This is a genomic window from Enterococcus sp. DIV0008 (assembly GCF_050542615.1).
Classification (GTDB): Bacteria; Bacillota; Bacilli; order Lactobacillales; family Enterococcaceae; genus Enterococcus_D; species Enterococcus_D innesii.
The window spans coordinates 3,113,676-3,127,655 of sequence record NZ_CP172937.1; the positions used below are offsets into that span (position 1 = coordinate 3,113,676).

General features: G+C 44.4%; 13 protein-coding genes. 2 read left to right on the top strand and 11 right to left on the bottom strand.

What is annotated here, in order from left to right:
• Positions 1-79: 79 nt before the first annotated feature.
• The 5 genes from dapA to IGI84_RS14720 form a co-directional block, all read right to left on the bottom strand.
• Positions 80-988 carry a 4-hydroxy-tetrahydrodipicolinate synthase gene (gene dapA / locus IGI84_RS14700; protein WP_430600478.1) on the bottom strand — a complete coding sequence of 303 codons (909 nt, stop codon included), beginning with the start codon at positions 986-988 and terminating at the stop codon, positions 80-82.
• Positions 989-1,091: 103 nt separating this feature from the next.
• Positions 1,092-2,273, bottom strand: coding sequence for a sialidase family protein (locus IGI84_RS14705; protein WP_228079059.1), 1,182 nt, complete (start codon positions 2,271-2,273; stop codon positions 1,092-1,094).
• A gap of 43 nt (positions 2,274-2,316) precedes the next feature.
• Positions 2,317-3,348, bottom strand: a complete 1,032-nt coding sequence (pdxA, locus tag IGI84_RS14710) for a 4-hydroxythreonine-4-phosphate dehydrogenase PdxA (protein ID WP_411813659.1) — start codon at positions 3,346-3,348, stop codon at positions 2,317-2,319.
• 25 nt (positions 3,349-3,373) lie between these two features.
• Positions 3,374-4,531, bottom strand: a complete 1,158-nt coding sequence (locus tag IGI84_RS14715; RefSeq protein WP_430600480.1) for an iron-containing alcohol dehydrogenase — start codon at positions 4,529-4,531, stop codon at positions 3,374-3,376.
• A complete protein-coding gene (locus IGI84_RS14720) occupies positions 4,525-5,775 on the bottom strand; it encodes a four-carbon acid sugar kinase family protein (protein WP_201690543.1) in 1,251 nt (416 codons plus the stop codon). The genes IGI84_RS14715 and IGI84_RS14720 overlap by 7 nt, the downstream gene beginning before the upstream one ends.
• A gap of 173 nt (positions 5,776-5,948) precedes the next feature.
• Here IGI84_RS14720 and IGI84_RS14725 point away from each other — a divergent pair, with 173 nt between their 5' ends.
• Positions 5,949-7,724, top strand: coding sequence for a PrpR N-terminal domain-containing protein (locus IGI84_RS14725; RefSeq protein WP_430600481.1), 1,776 nt, complete (start codon positions 5,949-5,951; stop codon positions 7,722-7,724).
• A gap of 165 nt (positions 7,725-7,889) precedes the next feature.
• Here IGI84_RS14725 and IGI84_RS14730 read toward each other — a convergent pair whose 3' ends face one another.
• The 4 genes from IGI84_RS14730 to IGI84_RS14745 all read right to left on the bottom strand — a co-directional run bounded on the left by IGI84_RS14730 (position 7,890) and on the right by IGI84_RS14745 (position 11,610).
• Positions 7,890-9,326, bottom strand: a complete 1,437-nt coding sequence (locus IGI84_RS14730) for an MDR family MFS transporter (protein WP_430600482.1) — start codon at positions 9,324-9,326, stop codon at positions 7,890-7,892.
• Positions 9,323-9,763, bottom strand: a complete 441-nt coding sequence (locus IGI84_RS14735) for a MarR family winged helix-turn-helix transcriptional regulator (protein ID WP_005230651.1) — start codon at positions 9,761-9,763, stop codon at positions 9,323-9,325. Before IGI84_RS14735 ends, IGI84_RS14730 begins: the two co-directional genes overlap by 4 nt.
• 150 nt (positions 9,764-9,913) lie before the next feature.
• A complete protein-coding gene (locus IGI84_RS14740; protein WP_015510528.1) occupies positions 9,914-10,900 on the bottom strand; it encodes a tRNA dihydrouridine synthase in 987 nt (328 codons plus the stop codon).
• Between the two features lie 149 nt (positions 10,901-11,049).
• On the bottom strand, positions 11,050-11,610 hold the full coding sequence (locus IGI84_RS14745) for a TIGR00730 family Rossman fold protein (protein ID WP_170927553.1): 561 nt from the start codon (positions 11,608-11,610) through the stop codon (positions 11,050-11,052).
• 86 nt (positions 11,611-11,696) lie between these two features.
• On the opposite strand from IGI84_RS14745, the gene IGI84_RS14750 reads away from it, so the two are divergent.
• On the top strand, positions 11,697-12,038 hold the full coding sequence (locus tag IGI84_RS14750; protein ID WP_015510530.1) for a MazG nucleotide pyrophosphohydrolase domain-containing protein: 342 nt from the start codon (positions 11,697-11,699) through the stop codon (positions 12,036-12,038).
• Positions 12,039-12,188: 150 nt separating this feature from the next.
• Here the strand turns inward: IGI84_RS14750 and IGI84_RS14755 are convergent, their stop codons facing one another.
• Positions 12,189-13,202, bottom strand: a complete 1,014-nt coding sequence (locus tag IGI84_RS14755) for an ABC transporter substrate-binding protein (RefSeq protein ID WP_086332738.1) — start codon at positions 13,200-13,202, stop codon at positions 12,189-12,191.
• The gene (locus IGI84_RS14760) at positions 13,195-13,977 is read right to left on the bottom strand and encodes an ABC transporter ATP-binding protein (protein WP_010748955.1); all 783 of its coding nucleotides are present in this window, start codon (positions 13,975-13,977) and stop codon (positions 13,195-13,197) included. Before IGI84_RS14760 ends, IGI84_RS14755 begins: the two co-directional genes overlap by 8 nt.
• Between the last annotated feature and the right edge of the window lie 3 nt (positions 13,978-13,980).

The following is a 13,980-nucleotide window of genomic DNA, read 5'->3' on the forward strand; positions in this document are numbered from 1 at the left end:
AGCTGTCGGATAAGCGGCTGATTCGTCCGCCTATCCATCATGCTTACGTTTGCAGCTAAGAGCTGCCGTTTTACGCCTGTTAACACAGACCTTTTTCTTTGTCTTCTGCTAATACTTTTTTCAATGCAGCGATCCCTTCGTCTGGGATCTGATTGAATGGTGCTCGGCATTTTCCGACGTTGCTACCAAGTAAAGCAGTGGCTGTTTTGACAATCGTATTCGGGTTGCCATATTTGAAGCAGTTTCTGAAGTTTTGAATGCGTTCATTTGCAGTTTTCGCCTCTTCAATCTTCCCTTCTACAAAAAGATCGTAGATAGAAGCCATTGTCTTCGGATACACATTCGCGCATCCAGCGATGCCACCGGTTCCGCCTGCTAATAACGTCCAGATAATCAGCTGATCATTCCCCGACAACGTATAAAACGTTCCGTTTGTTTTTGCTTTACCAGCTTCGATATAACCTAGAATATTAGCAAAATTCCCACTAGAATCTTTGGCACCAATGATGTTGTCAATTTGTGCCAAACGGGCAACGGTGGCTGGAGCAATGGCATTTCCCGTCCGAGCTGGAATGTTATACAGGACGATTGGCAAATCTACAGCTTCAGCAACCGTCTTGTAATGGGTATAGATTTCTTCTTGGCTGGCTGCTGCAAAACTTGGTGTAATGATCGATAAAACATCTGCTCCAACAGCTAGCGCCATCTTGCTCTGTTCAATCGTTTCTTTCGTAGAAATCGCGCCGGAACCAGCGTAGATTGGTACCCGACCGGCAGCTTGGTCTACAACGACTTCTAATACCTGCTTTTTCTCCTCTGCAGATAAGATGTAACCTTCGCCGTTTGTTCCAAACGGGAAGATGCCATGAATTCCGTTGTCGATCATTCGATCTACTTGATGACGCAACTCCTCAAAGTTGATACTCTCATCTTCGTACATAGGTGTTAGGATAGGGCTGATAATTCCTTTTAATTCAATTGATTTCATTGTGATTACTCCTTTTCTTCCTTCAGAATACGTTTTCATTTGAATAGATTGGCTGATAGATGCTTTGCTTGATGATTGGCAACAGCCTAAGACACCTCTATCGTCAACTACTTGCCTCCTCAACCCCTTCACCGGAGGTCGGATTATACACCCCCATCATTTCCCGCTTTTCTCCGAATAGATCTTTAGGAGTAAACCGAATATATTTTACGCAAAGTCGATTTCGATAGGCATAGACTAGATGTAAAAGCCCTTCTTTGTCTTGATAGATCGTTGGGTATTCATATTGTGAATTATTGGTTTTGTTTTCCGTCCCAATATATCCCTCTGCGGCTTCAAAAATCCGGCCAATTGGCCATGTTTTGCCAACATCTTCACTTACAGAGACAGCCACTGGATTGCGCAGTCCCGGCCAAGCAACTTTACCAAAAGTCGCATTTGGCGCAGAATTAAGATTGTACGCCAATGCAATCTCCCCGCTAGCCAGTTTGATCGCACTAACACTTGCATTATTATTCGGTAGTCCTGTGGCCGCAGGCACGCACCAACTATCACCAAAATCAAAGGACTCACTAATATACACAAAATCGGCAAATCGACTCCGCATAAACGCTGCCAAATGTCCCGGTTCTACCTCTACGACGTTGGCATGGACGCGTCCGCTGCTATCCGGCATTCGTACAGCCCGCCATGTTTTTCCTTGGTCGTCCGATACTTGAAATTCTGTTGGATCATTCGTCAAACCTTCGGCAGAATCTTCACACAGCCAAGTGCTGTATATCCAGCGGCCATTACTCAAAATTTGGATACCTTGTCGACCAAAGGTGCCTTCTTTCTCAAATAAAACCTCGGGCTCTCCCCAAGTTTGCCCTTCATCATCTGACTTTTGGACCATGATGATCGAAGTAAACTGCATATTGTCTTTACCTTCTTGTCGGCTGAGTTGAGAGGTATAAATCAGCCAGATCTTTCCATCTGGTGCGCGGAAAAAAGAAGGATTTTGTTCGCTTCGGTCGATACCTTTCGAAACAGTGATTGGATCAGACCATTTTTGAGTCGTGGGCTCTAATTTAGAGACCACGATCGAGATATCCCCACTTCCTTCAAAGCTGCCAGCAAACCACGCACACAGCATCCCGTTATCTACGGTTTCGATCAAAGCCGGCGCATGAGCCGTATTGTTGCCGCCGGTAGGAATCAGCCCAAAATCAATATTTAGAAATGCATCTCGGTACATGATCCCATTCGGCTCAGATTGACGAACTTGTTCTAGTTGAATCACCATAATTCTCCCCTTTGTTTTTGTTTATTTTGAATTGTTTGTCCTATTATTTAGTATGCTCAGCCAGGCGAATCGCATAGTCGATGGCATTTTCTAAGCTGGATTCGCTGGCAGTCCACTTGCCAGCTTGGTCGAAGGCAGTCCCATGATCTACCGACGTTCGGATAATCGGAAGATTCAAGGTGATATTGACCCCTTCTACTGCTTGCCAAGTTTGTGCCTCTTGATCATAAACGAACCCTAATAATTTCAATGGAATATGTCCTTGATCGTGATACATCGCTACAACAATGTCATACATCCCCCCATTGGCTTTTGAAAAAAGTGTATCCGCTGGCAGTGAACCGGAAACATTGATACCTTCTGCTTTAGCTGCTTCAACAGCAGGATTGATTTCCTCGATTTCTTCCCGACCAAACAAGCCATTTTCTCCGCAATGAGGGTTTAACCCAGCAACAGCGACCCTCGGGTTTTCAATACCCAAATCTTTGCAAGCTTTGTCTGCGATACGGATCACATCCAATACACGCTGTTTCGTTGCACGATCGCAAGCTTCCCGCAAAGAAACATGTGTTGATACGTGAACGACTCGCAGATTCCCATCTGCCAGCATCATCGTGTACTTGTCTGTATCTGTCAGGTCTGCATAGATTTCTGTGTGTCCAGCATAATGGTGTCCGGCTGCATTCATCGCTTCTTTATTCAGAGGATTAGTCACTGTGGCATCAATCTCTCCGGCTAATGCTAGCTCAATGACTTTCTTGACGTATTGAAAGGCGGCATCACCGCCAGTCTTTGATACCTCGCCAATAAGAAAACTGGCCATATCTACCTTTTTCAAATCAATCAAATCAATTGTGCCGAAGATATACCTTCCTTCTTTGGGCTGCTCAATGGAATTTACTTTTAGTGCTAGTTCCGGATGCTTTGCTAAATAATAGTCAACAACACTCCGATCCCCCACTAATAATGGTCGGCAATGATCGTAAAGGGCCGGTTTTGCAAAAGCTTTAAGAGAAATCTCAGGTCCGATTCCAGCAGGATCCCCCATAGTAATGCCGATAATTTTCTTCATAATACTCATCCTCCTTTCCAACACTGACTTATAAGATTTGCTGATAGATCGCTCGAGCATCTTCAGGTGTCACTTCCCGTTTGTTATTGACAAGCAGACGGGTAACTTCCATACCAGCTGCCACTAAACCTTCCAAGTCTTCTTCTGGCACATGGAAGGTTTTTAGGCTTGTCGGGATCTCTAAGATGCGAACGATGTTTTCTAATCTGTTAATCATGAACGCTGATTTTTCATCGATAGAGAGGGTTTGATCCCCATCATGAATCACGCGATCGTAGGCATCAGCCAACAATTCTTTGATAGCAGGTTCATTAAATTTCATCACTGGTGTTAACAGGATCGCATTGGACACTCCATGGGCAATATGATACTTTCCGCCCAACGGATAAGACAGCGCATGGACAGCTGTCGTACCAGACGCCGTGATCGCAACACCGGCGTAAAAGGAGCCTAACAGCATACTGCGCTTAGCTTCAAGCGCTTCTGGATTTGTACAGGCTTCAATGATATGATTCATAATCAAGTCTAGAGCCTCTAGGGCAAAGGTGTCGCTGATTGGATTGGCTTTTGCTGAGGTAAAACATTCGATCGCATGACATAACGCATCCACACCGGTAGCTGCGGCAATTGGTTTGGGTAAATCCTTGATCATTCGCCCATCTAGCAGAACAAAATCAGCAATCATTTCCGGATTGACAATCCCGATCTTTAAGTCTTTTTCTGGTACACCGACAATGGCGTTCGGTGTTGCTTCTGCACCCGTTCCGGCCGTCGAAGGAATCATCAAACTTCTCACGTGTTTTTTAGCCGCTAGCGGATCATCCAACAAATCTTTGATGGTATACTCATCTGTTGCTGAAATCGAAGCAAGTTTTGCTACATCCATGACCGAACCACCGCCGACAGCAACAATAAAGTCCGCTTGCTCATTTTTGAAAGCATCAACCATCGCTTGGGCTTCGTGATAATTAGGTTCTGCTGGAATATCTGAAAGAATTGTATACTCAATTCCAGCTTCTTCGATTAGTTGAATCGGCAAATCGATTAATCCCAAAGCGAGAAGGCTTTTATCAGTAAACAGAACGATTTTACGGATCCCGCTATTGATAATCGGTTTCAGCTGTTCGATTGCATGTTCACCTGCAAAAATCGTTTTAGGCATTTTTAAACTGTAATCTGTTAACATTTCAATTCCTCCTTGATTGTTTCGTACTGCTTGATTTCTTCAAATAATGTTTCTGAGCCAAACCCACCGGATTTTGTAATCACCTGCATTTCTTTGTTATTCCACTCCACTACAGATAAAACCACGCCAGGTTTGAGTTCTACCAAAGGTTTGATACCGGTCACACCTAAAACCCTCATCGTTTGATATAAGGTGTCTCCACCTGTAAATAGAAATGTGTTTTTGTGTTGCTGAGACCAAAGTGTTTTTGTCAATTTCCCCAGTGCCTCTCCTATGCGAAAGCGGCACTCCTTTGCAGTCAGTCCCAGCTCTTTGCTAAGCGTAAGAAGCTCAGCAGTCGTTTGATCGCTGCAGGTATCAAAAACGACCAGGGATTCCTTTTTCAACAGCTCATGATAGGCGCTCACCTCTTGCCGTCCCACTTCTTTCTCCCAATAGGTATCATCCAACAATTGCTTTGCCGACAAAGAAATGCGTGGGGAGCGCTTTTGCGCATAAGCAATCTGCTTCTTCGTTATAGGGTTCACACTGCCGCAGATGACCACGATCGGTTTTTCAAGCTGCAACTGGACTTTACTCCCTTCTGGAAACAGTTCATGTGCTAAAGTCTTTGCAAACCCAGCACATCCGACTGTCAGTCCCAGAAGTTTTTTTTCTTTCAGCTGTCTGCCATGTTTTGCCAGCATCTCGTCTGTCTGGGCATCAAAGACTGCCACACCAATGTTTGGCAATTGATCATTTTGTACCAGTACTGCTTCGATGTCAGCTTCCGTCTTTAATCGTTGTATCACACTACTTTCTATTACTGGTTCATATGGGTCATCTGCAAAAACACTTTCTGTAACCAAGACATCATCAATATATAAATGACCATCGATCAACACTCGATTCATTTCGGGGTACGCAGGCAAAAACGGGATGACCGCTTGCTTATGCGTATCTATCATTGCTTTTATCTCAGCACTGATATTTCCTCTCAATGCCGAATCTACTTTTTTATAGATATAGGGAATTCCGGCAGCTTGTGCCTCTTCTAGAATGGCTTTGGTTTTTTCGTAAGCCGTGTCAAAGTTTAAGTGCCTGCTCTCTGTGTTAAGAACCAGCACCTCCATCTCATGCGGAATCTCCTCATAATGAACAACTGCTTCCGTCGAGACCAAAGTTTGAATACCCTGTCTAGAAAATTGAACCCCAGTATCAAGCGCTCCTGTAAAGTCGTCTGCAATAACTAACAACTTTAACATCTACTCACCACCTCGGACTTCTTGGTTTGATTATAGCGACAAAAAATAAGCGGTTACATTCTAAAAAAAAGAAAAATCGTTTAATTTCGAAACAGTTTAAATGAAAACGGATACTTAATCGTTTTTCTGTGTTATTATCGTTTACAAATGAAACACTTTTGAAGGTGAAGAAAATGAAGAGGAAAATTTTAGGAATCGCACCTTATGAAGAATTAAATTATTCAATGACTATTATTGGTGAGCAATACCCTGAAGTTGAGACGACTATTTATACGGCCGATTTGGTGGAAGGGCAAAAATTGGCAACGCAACTTTGCAATGACGGATATGATGCGATCATTTCTCGCGGTGGGACTGCCAAACTAATCCGAAGAGTGGTTTCTTTGCCGGTAATTGATGTCTCGCTATCGATTTACGATGTTCATAGTGCCATTCGCTTGGCCGAAAATTACACAGACAACTTCGTCATTGTCGGCTACCCTAGTATTACTGAAAAAGCGCACTTACTTTGCGATCTCTTAGGTTTGAACATTGAAATCTATACCATCGACGAGGATATCAATGCTCACGAGATGCTCGATTCATTGGCAGAAAAAAAATATGAATTGATTTTATGCGATGCAATTACGAATCGTACTGCTCTTTTAAAATCGTTAAACACCCTTTTGATCACGTCAGGATTGGAGAGCATCAAACGTGCCTATGAAGACGCCCTGACGATCATCGATCACGTCAATCAAGTCAAACATAAAAAAGAGATTCTGGAAAAAGGGTTGCTTTGCCTGAAACAAGATATTCTGTTTTGCGACGATGATTATAAGGTTGAATTTTCCACCCTTGACCCGATTTTTGCATCAGAAATCATCAAAATTTTACAGACGAAATCCGAAAAAAAAGAGCTACAGCACTATTCTCAAGTAAAGAACTGTTTCGTTACAGTTACAGTCAAAACATATATTATTGATCACCAGAAGTATTACTGTTGTTTTATAAACGAGAAAAATACACCACCTATTTCCAATAAACACGGTATCACCTATCAAAAAAAAGCTGAGGTTGCAGCCGTTTTTTCAAAGCAGCTGCTGTTTTCACAATTCATTCCTCAAGAAATCAAGCTGGAACTCAAGAAAAAAGAAGCCAGCTATTCTTCCTACCTAGTATTCGGAGAAAGCGGCACAGCGAAGAAAAATATCGCCTATCAGATTTACTTGTCCCAGACGCAAGACACTAACTATCTGATTACCGTCAACTGTGCTTTGATTACAGACAAGTTATGGAAGTTTCTAGTCAATGCAGCCAATGGCCCTTTTGTTGATGTCCACAATACCATTTTCTTCGATCATGCTGAGCAGCTTAAGCCCGCTTCAATTGAACGGCTTGTCTCTTTGATCAAAACGACGAATGTCTTGAAAAACAACCGGCTGCTCTTTACCTATGACAACAATAAAACAAGTGATTCAACAACCTTTACTCGCTTGGCAAGCCAGTTAGGCAGTGCCAAAATCTATGCTCCTACGATTCGTGAGCGAAAAAATGAATTGAGTATTATCACGACACTACTTTTAAATAAGATGAATATTGAATGCAGCAAAGATATCATGGGCTTCGATCCTAGAGCGTTAGAAGCCTTTATGGCCTATGACTGGCCGGGAAATTTTGATCAGCTGCAATACTGTGTCAAAGAACTGGTATTAAATGCGAATTCCCATTATATTTCTGAACACCAGGTTGCAGAATTACTAAATAAAGAACGTTTGATACAAAATTTCACTAATATACAAGACAATTTCACGACTAAAAGCAGCCTCCAACCTCCGACATTGTTTGACTATACAAAAACAATCATTCTAAATGTATTAGAGCAAAACGAGGGCAATCAAACCAAAACCGCTATTCAACTAGGAATCAGCCGAACGACATTATGGCGCTACCTAAAAGAAGACGGTTAAAAAAATCTGCCGGCCGCAAAGAACGCTTCTTGCGGATCCGGCAGATTTTCTTCTCTCAACCTATATTTTCATCTTCATTGGAGAGGGTGTGTTTTCCTTCGTTTTTCTTGATTCCAAAACTTCGCAAACCTTCTTACGCTTTATGAACTGTACTAAATGATGAGCTTATTCCAGCGGTTCTTCCGCACCTTCCAGCCACACGGCTTCTGGTTTCTGATCACGAATCAAAAATAGCCCCGTTGCAAACAGCAGACCAGAAGCGATCGTCATCAATAAGAAAGAAACATTCATCCCATGAAGCAGTGCACTCGTCCCCGTTAAGGTCGTGCTGTTTTGCGCCACACTATTCATGATCCCGACAAATAATGCTGTTCCGATGGCGCCTGCCACCGTCCGCAAAGAAGTCAATAACGCTGTTCCATGCGCCGTCAGCTGCGGCGGAATATTTTTATTTCCCCACGTCACAAAGGGCATCAACAAACAGCCGGTGGCGGCACAGCGCAGCATGTTCAAAACCACTGCTACCCAAATACCCGTGTGCATATGGATGAAATACATGCCGATGTTGCTCAAGACCAGTGAGCCGCCGCCGAAAATCGTCAACAGACGGATGCCGACTTTGTCATAGATTCGTCCAGCCACCGGACTTAAAAAAGCCGAGACCAAGGAACCTGGCAAAACGGCTAACCCTGAGATCGTCGCTGATTTGCCTAAAATCGACTGCACGTAAAGCGGCATCAGCATCGCCGAACCCATCAAGACCAAGTAAAGCATGATACTGCCAAAGACACTGATGGCATATTCTTTTGTTTTCAAGACCCGCAGATCCAAAAATGGGGTTTCCGCTCTTAACTGACGGAAGACAAAGAAGATCCCTGCTACCAAACCGATCCCTAAGGTTCCTAAAACGGGTAAGCTGAAAAAGCCATAGCTGCCGATATTGCCAAAGCCTAAAGTGATCCCACCAAAGGCGAAGGCACTCAAAACAAAAGAGGTCTGATCAAATTTGCTGTTGCTTACTGGTAACACATCATCAAAAACCTTTATGGCCCAAATCAACGAGATCAAAACGATCACGGCAACGATATAAAAAATCGCATGCCAGTTCAAGCGGTCCACGATCAGCCCAGCGATCGTCGGTGCGATCACGGGTGCCGCGGTAATTGAGAGTCCATACCAGCCCATCACCACACCGATGCGATTGATCGGATAGATCGATAAGAGGATCACTTGCGCCATTGCGGTCAAGATTCCATTGCCTACGGCCTGCAAAATACGAGCAAGCATCATGACTAGAAAATTGGGCGCTGCAGCACAAAGCAGCAAGCCCACCAACGCAATTCCTAATGCAGCGAGATAGAGCTTTTTGGTTGGCACACGATTCATAAGATATGCCGTCAAGGGCATAACGATCGCCATCGCCAAGGAATAACCGCTTGTCAGCCATTGGCCCGTAGTGACGGAAATCTGCAGGTCAGTGACGATGGCGGGTAAAGCCGTCGTCAAGGCGGTCGCCAACATGGATACGGCAATACATGTAATCATTAAATTAATAAAAATCAGCGTCCGCTGACGTTCCGTTCGTTGGACTGTTTCACTCAATCAACGTCCGCCTCCTTCTCAAGATAAAACTGTTCGATTTTTGCTAAGGCTTGACCAAAGGCTTGTTTTTCTTCTGCCGTCAAATAGGTCAGCATTTCTTGGTGCGCCTTGCTACGTTTTTCTTTCATTCGCTGTGCCTCTTCCTTGCCTGCTTCTGTCAGCGAAATCAAATGGCTGCGTTTATCTTTCGGATCGACTTCTTTTTGGATCAGCCCTTTTTCAGCCAGTTTCTTTAGTAGTTCGCCAGTGGATGTCGAACGAATCGCTAAATACGCGGCGAGATCTTTTTGAGTCAACGTGCCTTTTTCGTCCAATACCAGTAGGCAATTGAACTGTCCCCGACCTGGCATAAAGCGCCCATATTTTTGTTCCGCATACCGCCGATTTAATTTATACACTTCAAACAATCGTTCCACGATTTCTTGTTCGGAAACCATCGACCTTCAGCTCCTTTCGCCTCTTCACTATTTAGATAGGTACCTAGTTAAAAGTCCGCTCTCCATTTTACATAGGTACCTATCTATTGTCAAGGAAGGATTGACAATGAGAGCGGGTACAGCAACCAAAAACAAAAAAAGCATTGAAACTTACGCTTCAATACTTTCCTCGTGGTTCTTTTTCTCAGCAAACTCTGCCAGCAGTTGCCGAACTTCATCCGTTGATTTGGTATTCATCAATTTTGCTCGCAAATCACTGGCACCAGGGAAGCCTTTGACATAGATTTTAAAGAAACGATGCAATCCTGCGATCGAGCGTGGCACCATTTTGGCGTAATGGTCCTGCAAGTCTAATTGCAGCTGCAACAAGCCTAATAGCTCTTCTGAGGTATGCTCTTTCGGTTCTTTTTCAAAGGCATAGGGATTCTTGAAAATACCCCGACCGATCATGATTCCGTCTACGCCATATTTTTCTGCTAGCTCCAAACCTTTGGTACGATCAGGGATATCGCCGTTGATCGTCAGCTTCGTTTGTGGGGCGATTCTATCCCGCAAGGCAACCACTTCAGGAATCAATTCCCAATGAGCATCGACCTTGCTCATTTCTTTGCGGGTTCGCAAATGGATCGAAAGGTTGGCGATATCCTGTTGCAGGACATGGGTCAACCAAGCTTCCATTTCTCCTAGTTCGGTATAGCCCAAACGCGTCTTGACACTGACCGGCAGCCCGCCAGCTTTGGCTGCTTGGATCAGCTCAGCCGCAACGTCCGGTCGCAAGATCAAGCCGCTGCCTTTGCCTCGTCCGGCAACGTTTGGCACTGGGCAGCCCATATTTAAGTCGATCCCTTTAAAGCCCATCTCGGCTAATCCGATACTCATCTCACGGAAATACTCTGGCTTATCGCCCCAAATGTGTGCCACCATCGGTTGCTCATCTTCGGTGAAGACTAAACGTCCCCGCACACTGTCGCGTCCTTCTGGATGACAGTAACTATCGGAGTTGGTAAATTCCGTAAAGAAAACATCTGGTGCGCCGGCAGCTTGAACGACATGCCGAAAAACGACATCGGTGACATCTTCCATTGGTGCTAGGATAAAAAAAGGCTTCGGCAATTCAGCCCAAAAATTTGTTGTCATGATTTACGCTCCATTTCTTTGTCCAAGGATCTTATTTTATGACCCCACTTGCAAAACAAACCCCATTATACTAAGAATGCGTCAAAGAAGCAAAAGAGCAAGACGACACCCACCGGTACTTCGCCCTGCTCTTTTGCAATAGCCGCCGCTTAATACTGCCGAATAACTGGCGGTTCGTAGGCTTGAATAAAGGCTTCAAGTTCATTCGTTGTTTGCGCAAAACCGATTTTTTCGCGATCGGCCTGCGTCAAGAACTCGTTTTCCACCATATTGTCATACAAGGCTCTCGTTGCGCGGTAAAAGTTGTTCACATCATAAAAAGCACAAGGATTCGGGTTTTGACCGATTCTTGACCACGAGATCATCTCCGTGATTTCTTCCAGCGTACCCGGACCACCTGGCAGTGCGACAAACGCCTGCGACAATTCGAACATTTTTCGTTTTCTTTCTGACATTGTCTCGACGACATGGAGTTCGGTCAATCCAGGATGTGCTAGTTCCCGATCCTTTAAAAAGGTTGGGATCACCCCGATCACCTGACCGCCATTTTCTAAGACAGCATCTGCCAGCACGCCCATCAAGCCGGCTTTTCCGCCGCCATAAACTAGCGTATTTTTTCTTGAAGCGATCCACTGCCCCAATTCTTGGGCGGCTGTTGCAAAACTAGGTTCATTACCGACACTGGCACCACAATAGACTGCAATTTTCATAAAACTCTTCATCATCCTTCTCAATCATTTTGAAATAGTATATCATGATTCTGATAAAGGTTCTGGGAAAGGATGAGAAAAAATTTATGAACATTGAGGAATATCAACGATTTATCAGTGACTTCTACAAAGCCCGCAACTGGTATCAATATGATCCGTTTATTCGGGCGAATTTTTTAGCAGAGGAAGTCGGGGAAGTGAGCCGTGCCATTCGGACATTGGAGATCGGTCGTGACCGTCCCGACGAACAAGAAGGCTTGCCAGAAGAAAAACTGGCAAACCTGACGGAAGAATTGGGCGATGTACTGGATAACTTATTTATTCTCGCCGATAAATACGATATTTCTCTCGAGACGATCATGCAAAAACACAAAGAAAAGCTGTTGTCTCGCTATCAAATGGACCACGTGACAGAAAAAAACAGCTAACGGGCTACTTGTTGCGGAACGGGCAGCGGCAAAGGGTGCTTTTCTTAAATACAAAAAAACCAACGTTTCTGTGGTCGATTGGCCAGTGAAACGTTGGTTTTCTTCTATTATATAAAAAGTTGGTTCTCCTTTTTATGCAACAGGAGGTGTTTATTGTGCCATTTGCTCTACCAGTTCTTCCAAACCAGTTAAGGCTTGGTAGCCGTAGCCAAAGAGATAATTGTAGTCCATGCTGTAGACTTGTTTGTTTTTGATGGCTTTCATGCTAGAGAGTTTGTCGTTTTTGTATAAGCCTTCAATGATTTCTTGACCGGAAACACTGCCTTCGATCGTTGACCAGTCGCCGACGATCAAGACATCGGGATCCGTTTCGATCAAAGTTTCGACACTGACTTCCCCTGAATAGTCTTGAAACACATTGTTCAGTTTGATCATATCAAAGTTGCTATTGAAAAAAGACTCATCTTGAGCGGCATAGACACTGACCACACTTGGATCGGACATAAAGAGATGGGCAAAGGTTTGCTCTTCTTTGTCTGCTACTTTTTCTTCCAAGGCACTCTGACGATCCTTTAATTCTTTTTCAAAAGCAGCGGCTGCCTCAGGGACATTGAAGAGCTTACCAAGGTTTTCAATGTCTTGATAAACAGAATCAAACGTCGCCCCAGTGACAGAGGTTTCTTGGACATAAGTCGGAATGCCCATCTCGTTTAAGGAATCAACGGTGCCGACGCCCCAATCTTGGTTATCGAAAAGTCCCCCGCGGCCAAAAATCAAATCTGGATCCACACTTAAGGCTGTTTCTTTACTGATATAGTCGCTGCCCAGGTCGTTGAGTTCTGCGTAATCAGCAGCAACTTCCTCATCAGCGGCACCAAAGGTTGCACCGACACCCGCAATCTGATCCTTGAGGCCGAGATGCAGCAGCAATTCCGCTGCTGGTCGTGTGTTGGCAACGACTTTTTTCGGTGCCTCATTAAAGGTTTGGTCCTTGGCAGTCCATTGCGTGCCGCCCTCTGCTTTGGTGTAGTTGCTGATGGTTAAAGGATACGTACTTTCTGCCTGTGAGGAAGAAGCCGAAGTTCCTTCATCCTTCGCATTGCCGCAAGCGCTTAATGTAAAGACTGCCAATCCTACCCCAATCATTTTTCCCCATTTATTCATCTGTTTGCTCCTTTTCAAAATAATAATGAAACCCTAATCCGCCTGTGATCGGATGATGGTAAATACTGCATTTCACGCCATAGATCTCTTCGATCAGTTCTTCTGTCAGCAACGTTTCTGGTTCGCCATACCCTACGACCCGACCATCTTTTAAGGCATAGATAATGTCGCAATAATTGGCTGCTTGTTCCAAATTGTGCAGCGCCGCCAACAAGCCAATCTTCAGATGCTTGACGGTCTCTAAGATTTCCAGTTGATATCGGATATCCAAATGATTGGTCGGCTCATCGAGAATCATAAATTTCGGTTCTTGGGTGATGGCACGAGCAAGGACGACCCGCTGTTTTTCGCCTCCTGATAATGAGAGGTAGCTGCGTTTTCTGTAGGCACTTAGCCCTGTTTTGGCTAAGGCTTCGGTGACCAGCTCATGATCGGCTTTGGTGTCTTGTTCCAACAACCCCTTGTGGGGCGTGCGGCCTAAAAGCACCATCTGTTCTACTGTTAAATCAAAGCTCAACTCATTGAATTGACTGACGACGCTGACTTGCTGGGCGACTTTTTTTTCGGAACTTTTCAAAATATTCATCTCACCCAAATAAATGTCGCCGCTGTCAGGTTTCAACGTTTTGTAGATAGCTTTTAACAATGTAGATTTGCCGCTGCCGTTGGACCCAATCAAGCCGACAAATTGCCCTTGTGCGGTTTGGACGGAGATGTCTTTTAGTATCTGCTGATCCCCGATCGTCAGATTGAGCTTTTCAACTGCTAATTTCATTCC